Source organism: Rhodoferax aquaticus (assembly GCF_006974105.1).
GTDB lineage: Bacteria > Pseudomonadota > Gammaproteobacteria > Burkholderiales > Burkholderiaceae_C > Allorhodoferax > Allorhodoferax aquaticus_A.
In genome coordinates, this window is sequence record NZ_CP036282.1 from 1,454,150 (window position 1) to 1,476,371 (window position 22,222).

The window sequence follows — 22,222 nt, forward strand, 5'->3', positions numbered from 1 at the left end:
AATTAGCGAGCGATTTGAATAAACAGCTCGTTGGTCTTCACCATGGCTAGCTCAGAACGGGCTTTTTCTTCGACGATTTCTAGCCCCTCTTTAAGGTCATGAATCTCTGCGCTCAGCCGCGCGCTATCTTGTGCGGCTAGCACATTCTTTTTCTTTTGCTCTTCCAGCTGTGCGCTTAACTTCGCAACGTTGGGAAGACTGCCTCTTCCAAACCACAGCTGGCCATGGACGACTGCAAGCAATGCAATCAAAAGCACTGGAACAAGTCGGTTTACCATGGCGTGCGAGTGGTTGGCTGAGGCTTGTGCGGCTTAACGCAAGTTGTAGAAAGCAGCACGTCCTGGGTACACAGCGATATCACCCAAGTCTTCTTCTATGCGCAGCAATTGGTTGTACTTAGCCATACGGTCAGAACGGCTCAAGGAACCTGTCTTGATTTGTCCAGCATTGGTTCCAACTGCGATGTCAGAAATGGTGGAGTCTTCTGTTTCGCCTGAGCGGTGGCTGATCACTGCGGTGTAGCCAGCACGCTTTGCCATCTCAATCGCTGCAAACGTCTCCGTCAACGTTCCAATTTGATTGATCTTGATCAGGATTGAATTGGCGATACGCTTGTCGATACCTTCTTGCAAGATCTTTGTGTTGGTCACAAACAAGTCATCACCTACGATCTGCACTTTTTTGCCCAATCGGTCGGTTAGCAGCTTCCAGCCATCCCAGTCCCCTTCGGCCATGCCGTCCTCAATGCTAATGATGGGGTACTTGTCGACCCAAGTGGCTAGGATGTTAGTCCACTCTTGTGCATCCAAGGTCAAGCCTTCGCCGCTGAGCACGTACTTGCCATCTTTGTAAAACTCAGAGGCAGCGCAATCAAGCCCCAGCGCAATTTGCTCGCCAGCCACAAATCCTGCCTTGTCGATAGCTTCCAAAATCAATTGAATGGCCGCTTCATGGCTAGGTACATTGGGGGCGAAACCTCCCTCGTCACCCACAGCGATGCTCATGCCTTTGTCATGCAGAATTTTCTTGAGCGCATGGAAAACCTCAGCACCGTAACGCACGGCTTCCCTGAATGTAGGCGCACCCACGGGGATGATCATCAGTTCTTGCAGGTCAAGGTTGTTGTTGGCATGTGCGCCACCATTGACAACGTTCATCATTGGAACCGGCATTTGCACCGCCGCCATGCCCCCAAAGTAACGGTATAAAGGCAAACCAGATTCTTCGGCCGCTGCACGCGCTACCGCCATTGAAACGGCCAAAATTGCATTGGCGCCCAAGCGTGATTTGTTTTCAGTGCCGTCCAAGTCGATCAATGTCTTGTCTAAGAATGCTTGTTCCGAGGCATCCAATCCCAGTACCGCTTCGGCGATTTCCGTGTTGATGAATTCCACCGCTTTCAGAACGCCTTTTCCCAAATAGCGCTTCTTGTCGCCATCGCGCAGTTCCATGGCTTCTCGTGAGCCTGTGGAAGCACCAGACGGAACCGCTGCACGGCCCATGGTTCCTGACTCCAGCAACACATCACATTCCACGGTTGGGTTGCCACGAGAATCCAAAATTTCACGGCCGACGATGTCAACAATTGCGCTCATTTTTTATCTTTCAAAGTAAAAATCACAAACTGCGGGTTTTCAAAAAATTCGGAGAAGAACTCACCAAGCATCATGCGATGTTTAGTTGAAATTGTTCTCTAAGAATGAAGTTTTTTTGGTTACGTAATCTAGGGCTACCAAGGTTTCTAGCAAGGCCTTCATGTGGCGAAGTGGCACCGCGTTGGGGCCATCGCTCATTGCTTTTGAGGGGTCTGGATGCGTCTCCATGAACAAGCCCGCCACTCCAACTGCCACAGCGGCCCGCGCGAGCACGGGTACCATTTCCCGTTGGCCTCCACTGCTGGTGCCTTGTCCCCCGGGTAGCTGCACTGAGTGGGTGGCGTCAAACACAACAGGTGCCCCAGTGTCACGCATGATGGCCAAAGAGCGCATGTCGCTTACCAAGTTGTTGTACCCAAAACTGGCGCCACGTTCACAGGCCATAAAGTTGTCTTGGGGGAGTCCTGCTTCCAATGCGGCTACACGCGCTTTGTCAATCACGTTTTTCATGTCGCCCGGGGCAAGAAACTGGCCTTTCTTGATGTTGACAGGTTTTCCAGACTGCGCCACTGCGCGAATGAAGTCGGTTTGTCGACATAGAAACGCAGGGGTTTGAAGCACGTCCACCACAGAAGCGACCTGGGCAATTTGATCTTCAGAGTGAATGTCAGTCAACACAGGAATATTGAGTTCGCGCTTGACCTTTGCCAGTATCTCTAGGCCTTTATCTATGCCAGGTCCACGAAACGTGCTGCCACTCGAACGGTTAGCTTTATCAAAACTGCTTTTGAAAATAAAGGGTATCCCTAGCGCACTTGTAATCTCTTTGAGCGTACCAGCCGTGTCCATTTGCAGCTGCTCAGATTCAATCACGCAAGGGCCCGCGATCAAAAACAATTTATGTTCAAGACCTATGTCGAATCCACAGAGTTTCATACTGCAGTCGCTTTCTCTGTTGCTGAGATGCCTTGGTGGGTCAAAGCCGCGCTAATGAATGCATTGAAAAGAGGGTGTCCATTCCAAGGCGTAGACTTGAACTCTGGATGGAACTGCACGCCCACGTACCAAGGATGTACTTCGCGCGGTAACTCCACCATTTCAGTGAGCTTCTCTCGCTGCGTTAGGGCAGATATCACCAATCCTGCTGAACGTAGTTCGTCTAAATAATTGACATTGGCTTCGTAGCGGTGGCGGTGGCGTTCCGTCACGATATCGCCGTAGATGCTGTGGGCCAACGTGCCGGAAGTTACATCAGAGCTTTGCGCGCCTAGGCGCATGGTGCCGCCGAGGTCCGAGTTTTTGTCACGAGTTTTAATCGTACCGTCAGCGTCTTTCCATTCGGTGATCAAGGCGATCACCGGGAACCTACACTCTGCTTCGAACTCGGTGCTGTTGGCGTCGGACATGCCCGCCACATGGCGTGCAAACTCAATGGTTGCGACTTGCATCCCCAAGCAAATGCCCAAATAAGGTATCTTGTTTTCTCTGGCATATTGGGCTGCTGTGATTTTGCCCTCGACTCCTCGCTTGCCAAAACCACCGGGAACCAAGACGGCATCGTAGTTTGCCAATTGGTCTACGTTGTTGGCATTGATGGTTTCAGAGTCCACATACCCAATACGGACCTTCACATGATTCTTCATGCCTGCGTGGCGCAAAGCCTCGTTCAGAGATTTGTAGCTATCAGACAAATCCACGTACTTGCCTACCATCGCAATGTTGACTTCTCCGCGTGGATGCTCAGTCTCATACACCAAGTCATCCCAGCGTTTGAGGTTAGCGGGTGGAGTGTTTAGTCGCAACTTGTCACAAATAAGGCCATCAAGGCCCTGCTCATGCAGCATACGTGGGACCTTGTAGATGGTGTCTACGTCCCACATGGAGATAACTCCCCACTCAGGTACGTTAGAGAAAAGGGATATCTTTTGGCGCTCTTCGTCTGGAATGCGGCGATCAGCTCGGCACAACAGAGCGTCAGCTTGAATGCCGATTTCTCGAAGCTGCTTCGCTGTGTGCTGTGTGGGTTTGGTTTTGAGTTCGCCCGCGGCAGCAATCCACGGGACGTAGCTCAGGTGTACAAATGCGGTGTTGTTGGGGCCAAGCTTCAAGCTCATTTGGCGCACTGCTTCCAGGAACGGAAGGGACTCAATGTCGCCTACAGTGCCGCCAACCTCCACGATCGCAACGTCAACAGCATCTGACTCGCCAAAGCGAGCACCACGTTTGACGAACTCTTGAATTTCGTTGGTGACATGGGGGATGACTTGCACAGTCTTGCCCAAATAGTCCCCACGACGTTCTTTGTCGAGCACACTTTTGTAAATTTGGCCGGTGGTGAAGTTGTTCGCTTTGCGCATACGCGTTTCGATGAAACGCTCGTAATGGCCCAAGTCCAAATCAGTTTCAGCACCGTCGTCTGTAACGAACACCTCTCCATGCTGCAGCGGCGACATGGTCCCCGGATCAACGTTGAGGTAGGGGTCAAGCTTGATTAAAGTGACTGTGAGGCCTCGCGATTCCAATATCGCAGCTAAGGAGGCAGAGGCGATTCCCTTGCCAAGGGAAGACACTACACCGCCAGTGACGAAGACAAATTTGGTCATGTCAGGGGCGAACCTGTGGGTTCGGAGAGGTGGTAAAGCGAGATTATAGGCGTCTGCTACATTGCCTCACTGCGACTTGATGCCTTTTTGTGAACGGGGCAGCAACTACGCCCGACCCAACGAAGAAAGACTGAGTAGTGCCATGGACTTGAACGGAAAACACATTGTTTTGGGCTTGACAGGCGGTGTTGCCTGTTACAAGGCGGCCGAGTTGTGCCGGACTCTGGTGAAGGAGGGGGCCATCGTGCAGGTGGTGATGACCCAAGCTGCCTGCGAGTTCATTACGCCGGTAACCATGCAGGCATTGAGTAATCGTTCCGTTTACGTCGCACAGTGGGATAACCGAGAGCCCAACAACATGGCGCATATCAACTTGAGCCGCGCTGCGGATGCGATTGTGATTGCGCCCTGCAGTGCAGACTTTGTTGAGAAACTGTCCCATGGACGTGCAGACGATTTGTTGAGCCTCATGTGCCTAGCCCGCCCTATACAGACGGTCCCGTTGATACTGGCGCCCGCGATGAACCGGGAGATGTGGGAGCACCCTGCAACCCAGCGGAACTTGGACCAAGTGAGACGTGATGGAGCTTTGGTGTTGGGCGTTGGCACTGGCGATCAAGCATGTGGGGAAGTCGGCAATGGTCGCATGCTTGAGCCGCACGAGATAGCCCAAGACGTGGTGGCATTTTTCCAGCCCAAAGTCTTGTTGGGGCAGCACGTCCTAGTCACCGCCGGGCCCACATTTGAGGCGATTGACCCGGTGCGAGGAATCACCAACTTATCGAGCGGAAAAATGGGGTTTGCTATTGCAAAGGCCGCAAGGGAGGCGGGCGCTCAAGTAACGCTAGTGGCTGGCCCCGTTACGCTGGAAACGCCACGGGGTGTGCAGCGCATCAATGTGAAGTCTGCAAGTCAAATGCTGGAAGCCACTGTTTCGTATGCAGATGCCGCTACAATTTTTGTAGCAACTGCCGCCGTTGCCGATTGGCGCCCAGCCCATGCATCTGGCCAAAAAATCAAGAAGGATGGGTCTGGGCAAACGCCGCAGCTCGCTTTTGTGGAAAATCCAGATATCTTGGCGACAGTCGCGCGCTCAGAGCGTGCGCAGCGTGGTGAACTGTACTGCGTTGGATTCGCAGCAGAAAGCAACGACCTCTTGGCCCATGCAAGCGCCAAGCGCTTGAAAAAAGCGATACCTTTGCTGGTCGGTAATATTGGCCCTGCCACTTTTGGCCAAGACGACAACGCATTGTTGCTGATTGATGACAAGGGAGTCTTGGAGATGCCGCGCAATTCCAAACTCAACTTGGCTCGACAGCTTGTGGCCGAAATTGCAAAGCGGCTAAGCCGTGTCACCGTTTAAACACTTACCTATGAAAATTGACGTCAAAATTCTCGACCCTCGGCTTGCAGAGCAGCTGCCCAGCTACGCCACCCCCGGAAGCGCAGGCTTAGATCTGCGTGCATGCCTAAACGAGCCGCTAACTCTGGAACCCAATGCTTGGCAATTGGTGCCGACGGGTATGGCTGTATACCTCGCAGATCCTGCTTATGCAGCATTGATACTTCCGCGCTCTGGACTAGGCCATAAGCATGGGATCGTTTTAGGAAACCTGGTGGGTTTGATTGACAGTGATTACCAAGGCCAGCTCATGGTCAGTGCTTGGAATCGTAGCTCAACGGCCTTTACCATCGCCCCCATGGAGCGAATTGCGCAACTGGTCATTGTTCCGGTTGTCCAAGCGGAATTCAACATAGTGGGTGAATTTCCCGCCTCGCAGCGTGGCGAGGCGGGGTATGGGTCTACCGGGAAAAGCTAATCGAGTGCTTGACTTAGTGCAACGTGTCATTGCCACCTGGCGAGGTGTGCGCAGGTTGGACTCTAAAGAAGTTACTACCGGTTGAACCTTGCTCCACCTCTTCGGGCTTGGCCTCTCGCACGGATACCACCAGCAAGCTGATGCGAATAGCGATTCCCGCGAGGGGGTGGTTTCCGTCCAGTACTACGTGCTCAGGGTAAATGTCAGTCACTGCGTACAGCGCATCTTTAGGCGCTTCAGGATTGCATCCTTCTGGCAGGGCAGCGCCCTCCAGAATTTGGCCTTCTTCAAGTTCGGGCGGGAAAAGTTTGCGAGGCTCTAAAAAAATAAGTTGATCGTTAAAGTCCCCAAAGGCTTGCTCCGGTTCAATTTGCAGATTGATTTTGGCACCTGCGCTGTGCCCTTGAAGTGCTTCTTCAATGGCAGGCAGCAGGTCATTGCCCCCAATCAGAAACTCGACCGGATCATCGAGTACGTCCAGTTCCTCACCCAAGGTGTCTTTGAGCGTCCAGGTCAGTGCGACCACACAGTTTTGAGAAATTTCCATCCGTGAATTGTCGCAGTTTGCTTTCTCAGTTGTCCATATCACCTGCAAAATACTAGCTATGAACATCAACGAACCTCTTCAACTATTGGGCGGCCTGACCCCAAAAGTCTTCATGCAACGCCACTGGCACAAAAAGCCTTTGGTCATTCGCCAAGCGATCCCGGGATTTGTTCCGCCGGTGGATCGGGCGGGCCTGTTAGATATGGCTGCACACGACGACGTGCAGTCTAGGCTGATCGTGCAGTCACGCGAGCCGAACAGCAGTTGGAAGTTTCGGCATGGCCCCTTCGCTCGGCGCGCTTTGCCTGCTTTCAAACAGCCCGGTTGGACTTTGCTGGTGCAAGGCGTTGACTTGCACGATGAGCGAGTGCATCTGCTGATGTCGCAGTTTCGCTTCATACCTGACGCGCGCTTGGATGACGTCATGATTAGCTACGCCAGCGATGGCGGCGGCGTTGGACCGCATTTCGACAGCTACGACGTTTTTTTGCTGCAAGCGCATGGCAAACGGCGATGGCGCATAGGCCGGCAGAAGGATATGGCCTTGCTACCAAACATGCCTTTGAAAATACTTGCGAATTTTGAACCCGAGGAAGAATTTGTTTTGGAGGCCGGTGACATGCTGTATTTGCCTCCAAGATATGCCCATGATGGCATTGCCGAAGGCGATTGCATGACGTACTCCATCGGGTTCCGTTCTCCGCAGGCAGGAGAGCTTGCGCGTGAGGTGCTCATGAGCTTTGCCGAGCAAGCAGCCGACGAGGTGGGCGATGCTATCTACAAGGACCCTAAGCAAGACGCAGTGACCCAAGCTGCGGAAGTGCCTGCTGCGCTCATCGAGTTTGCTAACAAGGCAATGGAAGATGCATTGCGTGATCCACTTGCCTTGCAGCGCGCTTTGGGTGAGTACCTTAGTGAACCCAAACCCGACGTCTGGTTCGAAGGGGATGTTGTGGATGAGATCTCTGGTGGGGTCGGATTAGATCGCAAAACCCGCATGGTCTATGACAGTGCGCACATCTTTATCAACGGTGAAAGCTATGTGGCTGCTGGCCGCGATGCTGACCTAATGCGCATATTTGCGAATCAGCGCATGCTCGATGCTAAGCAGGTCAGGAGCTTAAGTCGCGCGGCGCATGCGCTGTTGTTGACGTGGTGTGAGTCTGGCTGGGCCTACCCGAAGTGAGCGACAAAATTGGCGTTTTAGTCGTATGCAAAACAGTACGTTTGAAGGGCCCACCGCTTTTGCGCAACTGATTCGTGATGCAGTTGCGGATGCTGCTGCACAAGGTGTTCGCGAGATGGTGTGGAGTGATGCGGATTTTTTCGATTGGCCTTTGTGTGAAAAGTCAGTCATTGACGCGCTAAATGTTTGGGCCAATCGACACAGACGGTTGGTCATACTCGCCCACAACTTTGACGTGATTCCTCGTAAACATCCACGTTTTGTGGAGTGGCGTCGTATGTGGGGACACATAGTGGAGTGCCGTGTTGCTAAACAGTGGGATGCAACTGAGTTCCCAAGCGCAATGTGGATGCCGTCAACCTATGTTCAGCGTTTAGACCCGGCGCGTTTTCGTGGCATTGTTAGCAATGATGCGTTGGGCGTGGCGCACCTAAAAGAGGCATTGAATGAGGTGCACAAACAAAGTAGCCCTGGGTTTCCTGCCACAGTTTTGGGCCTATAGTGCACCGAAAAGGGTTTTCCCTAGGGGTGTCCTGCATTTCTTGTATAATTTTCTGCTCTAGTGGAAAGAGCTCGAATGCTTTTCGCTGGTGTCTACGCAGTCCGCTGCGAAGACAATTTCCGGAAATTGTTTCGTCAACTCACTTTAGTTTTTTTAAAATGAACAAATCTCTCGTTTTGGCAGCTGTTATCGCTGCTGCTGCCTTGGCCGCTTGTGGTAAAAAAGAAGAAGCTCCAGCTCCAGCTCCTGCTGCTGCACCAGCTGCTGACGCTGCCAAGCCAGCTGAGCCAGCTAAGCAATAATTTTTGCTTCAGTAAAAAAACCACCGAAAGGTGGTTTTTTTTTCGCCCATACACATCAGGGGCTATACGCAATGGACCGTGTCATAGGGCCGTGACCCAATGACACGGTTGTGTTGGCTATCGGATGTCGTCAGCCAACACTTTGAGAATACGCTGTGCAGTGGCCGATGACTCAGGCGCGCCCTTGATGTCTAAGACAGTCACAGTCGATTTTTCGGCTACAGACTGCACGCTAATCTGAAACTTGGTGGCATCTTTGTTCTTGGAGCTGCTGCTAAACAACTTGCTGAAGAAGCCTGCCTCACTGTTGTCCGGTGTGAGTTCAACGTACCGTACAAAGTAGACGCCTTGCTTGCGGTCACGGTCTTCCACGGTAAATCCGGTGCGATCCAGAGCCAAGCCGACGCGGCGCCACGCGCGGTCAAAACTATCGTCCAGTTGCAAGACCGGTACTCCATTGTTACTTGCTACGGTCGCCACTTGCTTTGTTATGCTGCTAGCTACTAAGTTTTTGGCCTGCTCTTGGCTGACGCCTAGTTTGACCATCAGTCGGCGAAGAAATTCGGCTTCCAGTTCTGGATCTGCAGCACGTGGCTGCCAAATAGTTTGGTCTTTACGGTCCGATGTGTAGACCTCCACCATGCCGCGGTGGCTGATGAAAATTTCGGTACTGCCATTGGCGTTGCGTTCCAAGCGGGTGCGAAACTTGTCGCGCTCTGGGGTGGAGTAGAAAGAGTCAAGCAGTTTCCCCAACGCGTTGCGAATCGCGTCCATCGGAATTTTCGCCCGATTCTCAGCCCAGTCAGTTTCCATGATGCCCAAATCAACCTGGTCCATGGCGAGCAAGAAGCCGTTCTCTTGCCAGAAGTCCCTGACTGGATCCCACAGTTTTTCAGCGGGTCTGTTGACCACGAGCCAGCGTTGGTTGCCAGATCGCTCGATCCGCACATCACCTAACTCGACTGCTGCGACTGTGCTTTTGGTGGTGGCGTCTTTGCTTGTTTTCAGGCTGGATGCGGAGACTGCGCCGCCTACTACCGTGTAACGCGTTTCTTTGGACAACTGGGTCAAGTCAGGTGGCACATCTAAGGAAGGAGCGCGGGCTGTACTGCGGTAGTCCACCTTGTCGGACTCGAGGGTCGAGCATGCACTCAGCGCCATTACCAAGCCAAGCAGTGCAAATTTAGGGAAATAGTTCACAGGAATCCTCAAAAAGGAAAGTAGCTCAAATCAAACCGTTTGTCTGCAATACCCGCTCAAGCGCGGCTTGATTGCCTTCGGTTAGCCCGGTCAAAGGAAGGCGAATGGTGGGCTTGCATTTGCCCATCCGTGACACCGCCCATTTCACGGGAATAGGGTTGGACTCCACAAATAGAGCCTTGTGCAGCGGCAAAAGTTTCAATTGAATGTCCATCGCCCGTTGAATGTCGCCTGCAATTGCAGCCATGCAAAGCTCATGCATGAGGCGTGGCGCCACATTGGCAGTCACGCTTACATTGCCGTGGCCGCCGCACAGCATCAGTGCAACTGCTGTTGGGTCATCGCCAGAGTAGATGGAAAACCCTTTAGGCGCTTCCTTAATCAGCCACTGGGCACGCTCAATATTGCCCGTGGCCTCCTTGATGCCAACGATGCCAGGGACCTGAGCCAAGCGCAGGACCGTCTCATGCGCCATATCTGCAACAGAGCGCCCCGGCACGTTGTACAGCACCACGGGAAGGTCAACCGCTTCCGCAATGGCTTTGAAATGCTGGTACTGGCCTTCTTGCGTTGGTTTGTTGTAGTAGGGAACTACTTGCAACTGGCAATCAGCACCCACTTGCTTGGCAAATCTCGCCAGTGCAATCGCTTCGCGGGTGGAGTTGCCGCCACAGCCCGCCATGATGGGCACGCGTTTGGCAGCTTGCTCTACCGACACGCGAATGATTTCGCAGTGCTCTTCGACGCTGACGGTGGGTGATTCGCCAGTGGTGCCCACCACACCAATGCAGTCTGTGCCTTCCTCAATGTGCCAGTCGATCAACTTTCGCAACGCTGGATAGTCCACAGAACCATCTTCAAGCATGGGGGTGACGAGAGCAACAATGCTGCCTCTAATGGGGCCGTTGGAAGAATTCATGTCGGGGCACACTTTTGTGGGTAAACGCGCATTTTAACTAGAGCGCGTGACGCTTCAGTTCGTCAAAGGTCACGGCTGTGTTAAGCGGACGTAAAGCGACAATACGCTGGACCATACGCGGCGAGTCTGTTTGCAGGCCGTTTTCATACGCAATGACATGTAGATGCTTGCATGCATCCCATAGTTCGCCTGGATCGAGCAAGTAGTCTGGCCTGGAGGGGCGTCCAATATTGTCTTGCCCCCTTGCAAAGGTTTCATACATTAACACCCCCCCGGGGGCTAGGGTGCGGACCCAGGTTTCTAGCAGTGGGCGCCACAGGTAATTCGTAACCACAACCGCACCAAAGGTGCGTAGTTGTCCTTGCTCCATCAAGGGCCAAGCACCCTGCTCAATGTCTGCTTCGATCAGGTCAGCCGATGGCGCATGGTGCCGAGCAGCTGTAAGGTCACGGTCCACACCTGTCACTGCATGCCCCCTTTGCAAGAACCAGGCTAGGTGTCTACCGCTCCCGCACGCAACATCCAGTACGCTGCATTGGGGCTCCAGCAAGTGGCTCCATCGCACGATCCACGCAGAAGGAGCGGACAGACGCCCCTGCAGCCCAATGGCTTCACTCATTGGGGTTTAACGTTGTCTTTGAGCGCAGCCATGGCCATCTTCTCTACGATTCCTGGCGCAATCAATTTCAAGAATCGTCCCAGCTTGCCCTTGCTTGTCATGACCACTTCGCGCTGTCTTGACTGCATGCCGCTCAGAATGAGTTGAGCACAGGTTTCTACTGACATAGCGCCCTCTTCCTTGAGCCCACTAGAACCCGCAGTTTGCCCTGCGGCGTTGAGACCGTGGGTACGGATATTGGTGAGCACTACCCCGGGGTAAGCCGTTGTTACGCTAACGCCGGCGCTTTGAAGCTCTGACCGCAAGGCCTCAAAAAAACCGGTCATTGCGAACTTGGACGCACTGTACGCAGTACGCCCAGGCACCCCGATGAGCCCGGCCAGAGACGATACCGCCACGATGCGCCCGTGGCTTTTGCGCAAGTAGGGGAGCGCAGCATGGGTGCACCAGACACTGCCCCAAAGGTTGACGCGCATAAGTTGTTCGTACCAGCCTAAGTCTTGTGCCTTGACCTCCGAAAACAAGGCCTGCGCGGAGATGCCTGCATTGTTAATCAGGCTGTCGACGCCCCCAAAGCGGGCCACTGCAGTGTCGATAAGTTGTCGACACTGCGCCTCAATAGACACATCGGTGGGCACGACCAGCGTTTGCGCCCCTAAGGCGGTGCACTGCTGGGCAACCGCGTTCAGAGTGTCGCCATTGCGTGAGGCCAAAACTAGATTCACGCCAGACGCATGTGTTTGCGCCAACTGCCGCGCCATTTCGGCCCCGATGCCGTCAGACGCCCCGGTGATGATGATTGTGTGTGCCATGGTGGTTGAAGGAGTAGAAAAGCTTGTCAAAGTTGGGTGTTTGAGCAGGTGTGTCGCAAGGCCTTGTCAGGCCAGTGGCTAAAAGCAGCCCCACAGTTGATTGGACAACTGGAGCAAAAAGTCGGGGCGACCATACAAGGTAAACACCAGCCACAAGACCAAGCTTGCAAGTACAAGTACACAGGTTGTTTGCCAGCGCTGCATTGTGCTTAAGCAATTGCTGAAGGGCTGCGCACGATGGCACGCTCTCGCACCGGCAAGTTCACCAGGGCAGCAAAAACTCCCAAGGCGATGGCCAAGTACCACACCAAGTTGTAGCTGCCCGTGCGGTCAAACACAAGCCCACCTAACCAAACGCCCATGAAAGACCCTATTTGGTGACTGAAGAAGACAAAGCCGCTGAGCATCGACAGATGCGAAACCCCAAAAATCTGAGCCAGTGCCGCATTCGTCACGGGAACCGTAGACAGCCACAAGAACCCCATCACGCTGGCAAACACATAGACGCTTGCCGGAGACAAGGGCACGATCAGGAACACCGCGATAGCCACCGCGCGTGCTGAATAGATAAAGGCCAAGATATAGCGTTTGGGCATCTTCTGGCCCAAAACGCCCGCCAGATAGGTGCCAAATACATTGAACAGACCAATCAATGCCAGCGCATAGCTTGCGACTTCGGGGGATAGACCTTTGTCCTTCAGGTAGCTAGGCATGTGCACCCCAATAAACACGACCTGAAAGCCGCAGACAAAATAGCCCGCCATCAGCAGCTGAAAACTGGGGTACCGAAACGCTTCTTGTAAAGCTTCAACGATAGACTGCTGGCCCCGCTGCTGGCCCTCACGGTTAGAAAAACCGGGTTCGCGCAGCCCCCAAGCTAAGGGCGCCATCAGCAATGCGGCAAACCCCAGCAAAGTCAGTGCTTCTTGCCAGCCCAAACTGCTGATCAGCTGGCCCTCGACTGGGACCATTAAAAACTGACCAAATGAGCCCGCCGCCGCCGTAATGCCCATGGCCCAAGAGCGCCGTTCGGCAGGTACATTGCGGCCAACCACTCCATAGACTACTGCGTAGGTGCAGCCACCCTGCGCCATGCCAATCAGCACGCCGGTACTCAGGGTGAACAGCAGGGGTGAATCTGAATGCGCCATACCCAGCAAGCCCAATGCGTACAGCACGGCAGCCCCTGCGATCACTTTGACCGCGCCAAAGCGGTCCGCCGCCATGCCCGCGAAAATGCCCGCTACGCCCCACGCCAAGTTTTGGATCGCCAAGGCAAATGCAAAGGTCTCCCGGGTCCAGTCTTTGGCCTGGGTAATGGGTTGCAGCCATAGCCCAAACCCATGCCGAATGCCCATGGACAAGGTGACGATGGCAGCGCCGCACAACAAAATCTGCGGAATAGAGACCGAGGCAAGAGGTTTTTGCATCCTGCAAATGTAGCGTTTTCTCGGCTCCAGCGCAGACCTGCTGAGTCGCCAAAACTGACGTCAATTCGACTTGGAGCCACGACACAATGCGCAGGCCCTTAATCCCCGCGAAACCTCACTACTGGTTATTTGTACAGTTAATTGATTGCTCAGCGACTACAATGCCCCCCATGTCTGCCAAACCAAACTCTGAATATTCTGAAGGTTCCATCCGGGTGCTTAAGGGGCTGGAGCCCGTTAAACAGCGCCCCGGCATGTACACCCGCACCGACAATCCGCTGCACGTCATCCAAGAAGTTTTGGACAACGCGGCGGACGAAGCGCTGGCCGGTCACGGCAAAAAAATCAAGGTCATCCTGCATGCCGACGGCTCAGTGTCGGTGGAGGACGACGGCCGTGGCATCCCTTTTGGCATGCACCCCGAAGAAAAAGCCCCGGTCATTGAACTGGTGTTCACCCGCTTGCATGCGGGCGGCAAGTTTGACAAGGGCAAGGGCGGTGCTTACAGCTTTTCAGGCGGTTTGCATGGCGTGGGGGTCAGTGTTACCAATGCGTTGGCCTTGCGTCTAGAGGCGACGTCTTACCGTGAAGGTTCGGTGGCCGGTTTGGTGTTTGAAGGCGGTGACGTTACCCAAGCCCTGCAAGTGCGCAAAGCCGGCGAGGGCGACCGCAAGTCCGGCACCAGCGTGCGCGTCTGGCCTGACCCCAAATACTTTGAGTCTGCAGCCCTGCCTATGGGCGAGCTCACACATTTGCTGCGCTCCAAGGCCGTGCTCATGCCCGGCGTGAGCGTCACGCTGCTGAACGAGAAAACCAAAGAAAGTCAAAACTGGCTCTACAAAGGCGGCCTGCGCGACTACCTCATGCAGTCGCTCAATGGCGACCCGGTGATTCCTTTGTTTGACGGCGAGGGCTTTGCCGACGCGCAAAACGACAGCTTTGCCGAAGGCGAGGGCGCTAGCTGGTGCGTAGCGTTCACCGAAGAAGGCCAGCCCGTGCGCGAGAGCTACGTCAATTTGATTCCCACCAGCGCAGGTGGTACCCACGAATCCGGCTTGCGCGACGGTTTATTCACCGCTGTCAAAAGCTTTATTGAACTGCACAGCCTCCTGCCCAAGGGCGTGAAGCTCATGCCGGAAGACGTGTTTGCACGTGCCAGCTACGTCTTGTCGGCCAAGGTGCTAGACCCGCAATTCCAAGGCCAGATCAAAGAGCGGCTGAACTCGCGTGACGCTGTGCGCTTGGTCTCCAGCTTTGTGCGCCCCGCGCTAGAGCTGTGGCTCAACCAGCATGTGGAATACGGCAAAAAGCTGGCTGAGCTGGCAATCAAGGCCGCGCAAACCCGCCAACGCGCGGGCCAAAAGGTCGAAAAGCGCAAAAGCAGCGGCGTGGCCGTATTGCCCGGCAAGCTGACCGACTGCGAAAGCCGCGACACCGCCTACAACGAAGTGTTTTTGGTCGAGGGCGACTCGGCAGGTGGCAGCGCCAAAATGGGCCGCGACAAAGAAAACCAGGCCATCCTGCCCTTGCGTGGCAAGGTGCTCAACACGTGGGAAGTGGACCGCGACCGCTTGTTCGCCAATAACGAAATCCATGACATCTCGGTCGCCATCGGCGTAGACCCCCACGGCCCCAACGACACGCCTGACATGAGCGGCCTGCGCTACGGCAAGGTGTGCATCTTGTCCGACGCGGACGTAGACGGCTCGCACATCCAAGTGCTGCTGCTTACCCTGTTTTTTCGGCATTTCCCCAAACTCATTGAGGCGGGCCATGTGTTTGTTGCGCGCCCACCGCTGTTTCGGGTGGATGCGCCAGCGCGGGGCAAAAAGCCCGCGAGCAAGGCCTATGCCTTGGACGAAGGTGAACTGACCGCCATCTTGGACAAGTTGCGCAAAGAAGGCGTGCGCGAAGCAGCCTGGAGCATCAGCCGCTTCAAAGGCTTGGGCGAGATGAATGCCGAGCAACTGTGGGACACCACGCTCAACCCCGACACCAGGCGCTTGTTGCCAGTGACCTTGGGTGCCATTGACTTTGGCGCCACAGAGGCACTGATCACCAAGCTCATGGGCAAGGGCGAAGCGGCTGCCCGCCGTGAACTCATGGAGCTGCATGGCGACAGCGTAGAGGTGGATGTGTGAGTATGGATCAGCGTAAAGCGTGGCGTGTTGCTACAAAATGGCTAGCTGCTTGCGCAGTATTGACGGGCGTCACCGTGAGTTTGAATGCATTTGCGGATGTGTGGAGCTATGTGGACGCGCGCGGCGTGGTGCACTTTGCCAGCAGCCAGTTAGACGCCAAGTACGAGTTGTTTTTTAAGGGCAAGTCCAAGTTCGATGCCACCGAGCCCGACGACAGCGGCACTGCTGCAAGCAGTAACCCGTTGTTCGACTTGCCTGAGATCAGTAGCAGCACGGCTAAGCGCATCGCCTACCTGGAATTTGCGCCGGGTGCGCAAGTCGCTCGCCCGCACATGCGTGCGGCGGCCCAAGCGATGCAAGTGGACTACGCCTTGCTGCAGGCCGTGATCGCCACAGAGTCAGGCTTTGATCGCAACGCCGTGTCCCCCAAGGGCGCAGTCGGGCTGATGCAAATCATGCCGGCCACCGCCGAGCGCTATGGCGTGCGCGAGGACAAGTTAGGCACCATCGAGCAAAAGCTCACGGACCCGCGCACCAATGTGTTTGCAGGCACCCGCTACCTGCGCGACCTCATCCAAATGTTTCCCGGCCAGCTGGATCTGGCCATTGCGTCTTACAACGCGGGCGAAGGTGCTGTCCAAAAAGCGGGCAACAAGGTCCCCAACTACAAGGAAACGCAAAACTACGTCAAAACCGTGATGGAGCTCTACGCCGGACTCAACCCCCAAGCCTTGCGGACGGCGGCGGGTGGCCCTGCGCAGGCAGGCAACGGTGTGGCCTTGGCGTCTGGAGTGAATGCACCTAGCCCTAGTCGTGTGCGCGCTGAGTTTCATGGGCCTCACACCGCATCGCTACTTGGGCCCCAAGGAGGGGCCACAGGGCGGGGCAATATGCTGCCGAGTTTAGGTGCACCTGCATTGCAAAGCGTCGCTATGGCCAGTGACTGATTTTTAGCGCCTACACGCTCGTTCATCGGACCGCAGTGCCCCAGCCTGCCCTCCTAGTTCTTGCTAAATTCCCATTTGAGATTCGAGTTCAACCCATGACAGACCAACCCATTCTTGACCTAGGCGCACCGCCCCCAAGCAACCCGGGTGATGAAGACCTGAACCTGGCCAACTACGCCCAGCGCGCCTATTTGGAATACGCGCTCTCGGTGGTCAAAGGGCGTGCCTTGCCCGACGTGACGGATGGATTGAAGCCCGTGCAGCGCCGCATTCTGTACAGCATGTCCCGCATGGGGTTGGGCTTTGGTGGTGCCAATGGCAACGCCGGTGCCAAGCCCGTCAAAAGTGCCCGCGTGGTGGGTGATGTATTGGGCCGCTTTCACCCCCACGGTGACCAGTCCGCCTACGACGCTTTGGTGCGCATGGCGCAAGACTTTTCGCAGCGTTACCCGCTGGTCGACGGCCAAGGCAACTTTGGCTCACGCGACGGTGACGGCGCTGCTGCCATGCGTTACACCGAGGCCCGTTTGGCCAAAATCACCACGCTGCTTTTGGACGAAATTGACCAAGGCACGGTGGATTTTCAGCCCAACTACGACGGCTCTACGGAAGAACCCCGGCAGCTGCCCGCGCGCCTGCCCTTTAGCTTGCTCAACGGCGCCAGCGGTATCGCCGTGGGCTTGGCGACTGAAATTCCTAGCCACAACCTGCGCGAAATTGCCGACGCCTGTGTGGCCCTCATCAAAACCCCCAGCCTGCCCGACGCCGAGCTTTACGCCCTGGTACCCGGCCCAGACTACCCGGGCGGCGGCCAAATCATCAGCCCCGCGCAAGACATTGCCGACGCCTACCGCACCGGGCGTGGTTCGCTCAAAGTGCGCGCCCGTTGGAAGATTGAAGACATGGCGCGCGGCCAGTGGCAGCTGGTCGTCACCGAGCTGCCACCCGGCGTGAGCAGCCAGCGCGTGCTGGAAGAAATTGAAGAGCTCACCAACCCCAAGGTCAAGGCGGGCAAAAAAGCCCTGTCGCAAGACCAAATGCAGCTCAAGGCCAGCGTTTTGGCCGTGCTCGACGCCGTGCGCGACGAGTCCAGCCGCGACGCGCCCGTGCGTTTGGTGTTTGAGCCCAAGAGCAGCCGCATCCAGCAGCAAGAGCTCATTACCACGCTCTTGGCGCACACCAGCTTGGAAACCTCAGCGCCTATCAACCTCACCATGATTGGTTTGGACGGCAGGCCCACGCAAAAGTCTTTGCGGCACATGCTGGTGGAGTGGATCGAGTTTCGCCAGCTCACCATCGAGCGGCGCACCCGCCACCGCTTGGGCAAGGTGCTAGACCGTATCCATATTCTGGAAGGCCGCCAAACAGTCTTACTCAATATTGACGAAGTGATCGCCATCATCCGCCAGTCCGATGAGCCCAAGGCCGCGCTGATTGCACGCTTCAATTTGAGCGACCGCCAGGCAGAAGACATTCTGGAAATCCGCCTGCGCCAACTCGCGCGGCTGGAAGCCATCAAGATCGAGCAAGAGCTGGCCGAGCTGCGCGCTGAGCAAGCCAAGCTGGAAGAAATCCTGGCAAGCCCCGCAGCGCTGCGCCGGGTCATGGTCAAAGAAATTGAGGCCGACGCCAAGCAGTTCGCCGACGAGCGCCGCACCCTCATCCAAGCCGAGAAGAAAGCCGTTGCCGAGCTCAAAGTGGTGGACGAGCCCGTCACCGTGGTGGTGAGCGAAAAAGGCTGGGTGCGCGCACGCACCGGCCACGGCCATGAGGCCAGTACTTTCGCGTTCAAGGCGGGCGACGCCTTGTACGGCACCTTTGAATGCCGCAGCGTGGATACGCTGTTGGTGTTCGGCTCCAACGGCCGCGTGTACTCCATCGCCGTGGCCTTGTTGCCCGGCGGGCGCGGCGACGGCCAGCCCGTGACCACCCTGCTGGAGCTAGAAGCCGGTACCCAGCTGCTCTACTACTTTGCCGGGCCCGCTGCTGCCAGCTTGCTCCTGTCCAGCACGGGGGGTTATGGCTTTGTGGCCTCGGTAGAGAACATGGTCTCTCGCCAAAAAGCAGGCAAGGCCTTTGTCACTTGCAACGAAGGCGAAACCCTGTGCCGCCCCAGCTTGGTCGCGGGCGCCCAAGGCAAGGTGGTGACCGCTGGCACGCCTGCCGCCGTAGTGCCGCCTGCCACCCATGTAGCCTGCGCATCCACCGGTGGCCGCATCTTGACCTTTGAAATCACCGAACTCAAAACCATGGCCAATGGTGGGCGCGGCTTGATGCTCATTGACCTAGAAGCCAAAGACACCCTGGCCGGTGCGGCCGCCTACACCCGCAGCATCCGCATCGACGGCATAGGCCGCGGCGGCAAAGAGCGCGACGAAACCCTGGAAATCCGCAGCCTCAACAACGCCCGCGCCGCCCGTGGCCGCAAAGGCAAGGCAGCAGACTTGGGCTTCAAGCCCAATCGGATTACGCGGGTGGAGTGAAGTGGGATACGGCATGGCGCGTTGTGGCTCACTGGTATAACGCCATATGCATTAGCGAGTGCTGCATTAACGCTTTAGCTTTAAGTCCTTGGTGTAGGGGCTAACGTCATGCTGCGTTTGAATCGTCGGTGTACATGAAGTTTTTTGATTGGAGATATTGTGAGTGCAAGTAAGCGTGAAACGAGCCCCTCAAAGGCCTCGGAAAAGCCGTTGAAGCTGGTGTCGCTGTTTAGCGGGGGGGGGGGGCTAGATTTAGGGCTTGAGGCAGCAGGTTTTGAGACAGTATTTGCAACGGATATTGATCACCACAGCTGCATCACTTTAGAGCGAGGAAAAGAGCGTTCCATCAAATTGGGACTTCCATTTTTACGCCATGCGGCCATCAAACAGGCTGATGTCTTAGCGCTGGACTCCAAAGAGTTAATGAAACAGGCGGGCGTTAAGCCCGGTGAAACAGATTTGCTTGCTGGTGGCCCGCCTTGCCAGGCATTCAGTGTTTTCGGTAAGCGCCTAGGGATTGATGATCCACGGGGGCAATTGCCAAAACAGTACCTGAGATTACTATCAGATTTGCGTCCCAAAGCATTCATGTTTGAGAATGTATTTGGACTTCTTACGATTCATGGCGGAGATACTTTCAAGGAGCTCTGCGAGCAGCTTAGCCAACCAACTGAGGGCCTGGCATACAAGCTGTCTGTTTACCGACTCAATGCAGCCGATTTCGGCGTGCCGCAGTTTCGTGATCGAGTATTCATTATCGGAACTAGGAGCGGAAAGGCGCTAAAAGAAATACCAGTTGTGTGCGGGGAGCAGTCGGAGGCCGCCGCTGGGCAGAGTTTGCTGCCGCGGCGCACGGTGGGCGACGCATTGAGAACTATCCCTCCACTGGGGCAAAAACTTGCCAATCACACGAGTAGAGACCACAGTCAACGAATTGTTGATCGATACAAGGCGTTGCGACATGGCGAACGGGATTCCAAAACGCGCATAAACAAGCTGGACCCCAGTAGGCCTAGTTACACGATCATTGTTGGTTCAGATAAAGGGGGTGGAAAAGGGCATGTGCATCCTACTGAGCCCCGAGAAGTGTCCCCGCGTGAGTCTGCAAGGATGCAAACCTTTCCTGATTGGTGGGAATTTTCAGGGACGTCTAGGCACCCGATTCGCCAAGTCGGAAATGCCGTGCCGCCGATTCTTGCCGCGGTTATTGGGCGAGAAATAGCTCACCAAATCTTCAAACGACCTAGAAAGTCCTTGCGCGACATTGTCGATGTGCTTGGGCAGCAGCATCTCTTTACGGAGAGTCTTGATGGCCTATAGCCCGTGGACAAAGATTGACAGTGGCCGCGAGTCTCTTTGGAAAAATAGAGTATGGCTTGGCGCCCTACGCGTGATTGCCAAACACGAGGGGGAAGACGTCTACGAGCCCAGTGCGCCGGTCTATACAGAACTTGAAAAGGTCTTGCCGGGTATGGGCTGGATGAAGCACGAAGGTGCAGCGCCGCGACCACTCTTTCGAGATTACGCAAAGCCATGGACTGCTACCGGTGTATTGGACGTTAGTGATCAAAAGTTTCGACTCACACCCCTTGGCAAAAGCCTTGTCACTGGGCAGACGAGTCCTCAGGCATTTTTTCAAGAGTTTGTAAAGAGATGGGTGGAAGATGGTCAAAGGCCATTTTCTGAAATGGCATCTGCATTTCTTCAAGCTGATCAATCCCTCGATTTTCGGGATCTGTATTTTGGTGTGATGCTGGGCTATCGAAGAGGTGACGACCTGTCTGCGAGTTTGAACGCTGCACGCAGCCACACTAATCCAATGGACGATACGCCGAAGCGTCGGTTACAGGTGTTGTTGTCTGTGTTTGAAGCTGCAGGCGCGATTGCAAAAGAAGACCCCAGACCGAGCGACAACGATGCAAAGTGGATACCGTGGAATACCGAACTGCTTGAGGAAGTTGCAGGCATTGCGTTTAACGGAACCAGTCAACCGCAAAGTGCTGATCTACTTTCGTTTGTTGCTGACTTTACCGCATGCGCTCAATCTAGTGGCCTGACCTACGGTAATGCTCTTGTGGGGCGTTTTTTAGCTGCTACTCTCACCAAACGCTTCTGCATCCTGACCGGCCTAGCCGGTTCTGGCAAAACCAAGCTGGCCGAAGCCTTTGCCATGTGGTTGTGTGAAAGTGATCAGCAGTACCGCGTTGTTGCAGTGGGCGCGGACTGGACCGGCAATGAAAATTTGTTGGGTTACGCAGATGCGTTGCAATCGGGCAAATACTGTGCGCCGGTGAACGGCGCGCTAGAGCTGATGTTGCGCGCGGCGGCTGATCCAGCCAAGCCCTATTTCCTCATTCTTGACGAGATGAATCTCTCGCACGTGGAACGCTACTTTGCAGATTTTTTGTCTGCTATGGAATCTGCCAATTCGCAGCTGGCCTTGCATGGCGAGGTGTCTGGCATCGCGCTTGACGGTGTTAAAGGAGGCTTGGGCCTAGTGGTTCCTAGCAAGCTCTCGCTGCCCGCAAACTTGTTTATTGTTGGCACGGTGAATGTGGATGAAACCACCTATATGTTTAGCCCCAAGGTGCTGGATCGCGCTAACGTGATCGAGTTTCGCGCGAGCGAGGCTGATATGGGGGCATTTTTGGATGCCCCGGCGGATATCAACCTTGCGGCTTTGCGTGCGCAAGGTGTCGCTTTTGCCAGTGCCTTTGTTCAACGTGCCAAGGACGGTGCGGACATTGCAAGCTTGGTAGATACGGCAGGCCAAGCTTTTGGCCCGCTACTCAAGGCCGACCTATTGGAGGTGTTTGGTGCGCTGTCCAAAATTGGTGCGGAGTTTGGTTTCCGCACAGCCAAAGAGATTGCGCGGTTTATGGTGATTCACCACGAGCTGACGGGTCCAAGTTGGCTTTACAAGGAGGCGCTAGATGCGCAAGTGCTGCAAAAGCTCATGCCCAAACTCCATGGCTCGGCGCGCAAGCTGAGCGGGGTGCTGAAGGAGCTAGAGGCTTTTGCCACCAACAAAGGCTTAACACTCACACTGGAAAAAGTGAAGCGCATGCAGCAGCGATTGGAGCGGGACGGGTTTACGAGCTTTGCTGAGGCATAAA

General features: G+C 55.3%; 20 protein-coding genes. 10 read left to right on the forward strand and 10 right to left on the reverse strand.

Annotated features, from left to right (window positions below):
* Nucleotides 1-2 precede the first annotated feature (2 nt).
* The 4 genes from EXZ61_RS06835 to EXZ61_RS06850 form a co-directional block, all read right to left on the reverse strand.
* Nucleotides 3-278: a septum formation initiator family protein gene (locus tag EXZ61_RS06835; RefSeq protein ID WP_142810306.1), complete on the reverse strand. Its 276-nt coding sequence runs from the start codon at nucleotides 276-278 to the stop codon at nucleotides 3-5.
* Nucleotides 279-311: 33 nt separating this feature from the next.
* Entirely contained in the window at nucleotides 312-1,595 is a 1,284-nt protein-coding gene (eno, locus tag EXZ61_RS06840; protein WP_142810308.1) for a phosphopyruvate hydratase, read from the reverse strand.
* A gap of 81 nt (nucleotides 1,596-1,676) precedes the next feature.
* The gene (gene kdsA / locus EXZ61_RS06845; protein ID WP_142810310.1) at nucleotides 1,677-2,531 is read right to left on the reverse strand and encodes a 3-deoxy-8-phosphooctulonate synthase; all 855 of its coding nucleotides are present in this window, start codon (nucleotides 2,529-2,531) and stop codon (nucleotides 1,677-1,679) included.
* Nucleotides 2,528-4,198 (reverse strand): CTP synthase, encoded by a 1,671-nt coding sequence (locus EXZ61_RS06850; protein ID WP_142810312.1) that lies wholly within the window; start codon nucleotides 4,196-4,198, stop codon nucleotides 2,528-2,530. Before EXZ61_RS06850 ends, kdsA begins: the two co-directional genes overlap by 4 nt.
* A gap of 142 nt (nucleotides 4,199-4,340) precedes the next feature.
* Here EXZ61_RS06850 and coaBC point away from each other — a divergent pair, with 142 nt between their 5' ends.
* Together coaBC and dut are read left to right on the forward strand one after the other, a co-directional pair.
* Nucleotides 4,341-5,561: a bifunctional phosphopantothenoylcysteine decarboxylase/phosphopantothenate--cysteine ligase CoaBC gene (gene coaBC / locus EXZ61_RS06855; RefSeq protein ID WP_142810314.1), complete on the forward strand. Its 1,221-nt coding sequence runs from the start codon at nucleotides 4,341-4,343 to the stop codon at nucleotides 5,559-5,561.
* Between the two features lie 10 nt (nucleotides 5,562-5,571).
* Entirely contained in the window at nucleotides 5,572-6,018 is a 447-nt protein-coding gene (gene dut, locus EXZ61_RS06860; RefSeq protein ID WP_142810316.1) for a dUTP diphosphatase, read from the forward strand.
* A gap of 13 nt (nucleotides 6,019-6,031) precedes the next feature.
* Here dut and EXZ61_RS06865 read toward each other — a convergent pair whose 3' ends face one another.
* Nucleotides 6,032-6,565 carry an FKBP-type peptidyl-prolyl cis-trans isomerase gene (locus EXZ61_RS06865; RefSeq protein WP_142810318.1) on the reverse strand — a complete coding sequence of 178 codons (534 nt, stop codon included), beginning with the start codon at nucleotides 6,563-6,565 and terminating at the stop codon, nucleotides 6,032-6,034.
* A 58-nt stretch (nucleotides 6,566-6,623) separates the two neighbouring features.
* Here EXZ61_RS06865 and EXZ61_RS06870 point away from each other — a divergent pair, with 58 nt between their 5' ends.
* The 3 genes from EXZ61_RS06870 to EXZ61_RS21880 all read left to right on the forward strand — a co-directional run bounded on the left by EXZ61_RS06870 (nucleotide 6,624) and on the right by EXZ61_RS21880 (nucleotide 8,555).
* On the forward strand, nucleotides 6,624-7,751 hold the full coding sequence (locus EXZ61_RS06870) for a cupin domain-containing protein (protein ID WP_142810320.1): 1,128 nt from the start codon (nucleotides 6,624-6,626) through the stop codon (nucleotides 7,749-7,751).
* A gap of 25 nt (nucleotides 7,752-7,776) precedes the next feature.
* A complete protein-coding gene (locus EXZ61_RS06875) occupies nucleotides 7,777-8,253 on the forward strand; it encodes a hypothetical protein (RefSeq protein ID WP_142810322.1) in 477 nt (158 codons plus the stop codon).
* A 158-nt stretch (nucleotides 8,254-8,411) separates the two neighbouring features.
* Complete coding sequence (locus EXZ61_RS21880; RefSeq protein ID WP_168224715.1) at nucleotides 8,412-8,555, forward strand: hypothetical protein; 144 nt, start codon at nucleotides 8,412-8,414, stop codon at nucleotides 8,553-8,555.
* A 117-nt stretch (nucleotides 8,556-8,672) separates the two neighbouring features.
* Here EXZ61_RS21880 and bamC read toward each other — a convergent pair whose 3' ends face one another.
* From bamC to EXZ61_RS06900, 5 genes are all read right to left on the reverse strand, one after another.
* Complete coding sequence (bamC, locus tag EXZ61_RS06880) at nucleotides 8,673-9,755, reverse strand: outer membrane protein assembly factor BamC (RefSeq protein WP_425353613.1); 1,083 nt, start codon at nucleotides 9,753-9,755, stop codon at nucleotides 8,673-8,675.
* Nucleotides 9,756-9,780: 25 nt separating this feature from the next.
* Nucleotides 9,781-10,674, reverse strand: coding sequence for a 4-hydroxy-tetrahydrodipicolinate synthase (dapA, locus tag EXZ61_RS06885; RefSeq protein WP_142810324.1), 894 nt, complete (start codon nucleotides 10,672-10,674; stop codon nucleotides 9,781-9,783).
* A gap of 37 nt (nucleotides 10,675-10,711) precedes the next feature.
* Nucleotides 10,712-11,293 carry a class I SAM-dependent methyltransferase gene (locus tag EXZ61_RS06890; RefSeq protein ID WP_142810326.1) on the reverse strand — a complete coding sequence of 194 codons (582 nt, stop codon included), beginning with the start codon at nucleotides 11,291-11,293 and terminating at the stop codon, nucleotides 10,712-10,714.
* Nucleotides 11,290-12,105: an SDR family oxidoreductase gene (locus EXZ61_RS06895; RefSeq protein ID WP_142810328.1), complete on the reverse strand. Its 816-nt coding sequence runs from the start codon at nucleotides 12,103-12,105 to the stop codon at nucleotides 11,290-11,292. Before EXZ61_RS06895 ends, EXZ61_RS06890 begins: the two co-directional genes overlap by 4 nt.
* A gap of 209 nt (nucleotides 12,106-12,314) precedes the next feature.
* Nucleotides 12,315-13,535 (reverse strand): MFS transporter, encoded by a 1,221-nt coding sequence (locus EXZ61_RS06900; protein WP_142810330.1) that lies wholly within the window; start codon nucleotides 13,533-13,535, stop codon nucleotides 12,315-12,317.
* Nucleotides 13,536-13,705: 170 nt separating this feature from the next.
* On the opposite strand from EXZ61_RS06900, the gene EXZ61_RS06905 reads away from it, so the two are divergent.
* The 5 genes from EXZ61_RS06905 (at nucleotide 13,706) to EXZ61_RS06925 (ending at nucleotide 22,221) form a co-directional block, all read left to right on the forward strand.
* A complete protein-coding gene (locus EXZ61_RS06905; protein ID WP_142810332.1) occupies nucleotides 13,706-15,676 on the forward strand; it encodes a DNA topoisomerase IV subunit B in 1,971 nt (656 codons plus the stop codon).
* Nucleotides 15,677-15,678: 2 nt separating this feature from the next.
* Nucleotides 15,679-16,623, forward strand: a complete 945-nt coding sequence (locus EXZ61_RS06910) for a lytic transglycosylase domain-containing protein (RefSeq protein ID WP_142810334.1) — start codon at nucleotides 15,679-15,681, stop codon at nucleotides 16,621-16,623.
* A 95-nt stretch (nucleotides 16,624-16,718) separates the two neighbouring features.
* Complete coding sequence (gene parC / locus EXZ61_RS06915) at nucleotides 16,719-19,106, forward strand: DNA topoisomerase IV subunit A (RefSeq protein ID WP_142810335.1); 2,388 nt, start codon at nucleotides 16,719-16,721, stop codon at nucleotides 19,104-19,106.
* A 159-nt stretch (nucleotides 19,107-19,265) separates the two neighbouring features.
* Complete coding sequence (locus EXZ61_RS06920) at nucleotides 19,266-20,426, forward strand: DNA cytosine methyltransferase (RefSeq protein ID WP_168224716.1); 1,161 nt, start codon at nucleotides 19,266-19,268, stop codon at nucleotides 20,424-20,426.
* A gap of 70 nt (nucleotides 20,427-20,496) precedes the next feature.
* On the forward strand, nucleotides 20,497-22,221 hold the full coding sequence (locus EXZ61_RS06925) for an McrB family protein (RefSeq protein ID WP_142810338.1): 1,725 nt from the start codon (nucleotides 20,497-20,499) through the stop codon (nucleotides 22,219-22,221).
* Nucleotide 22,222 lies beyond the last annotated feature (1 nt).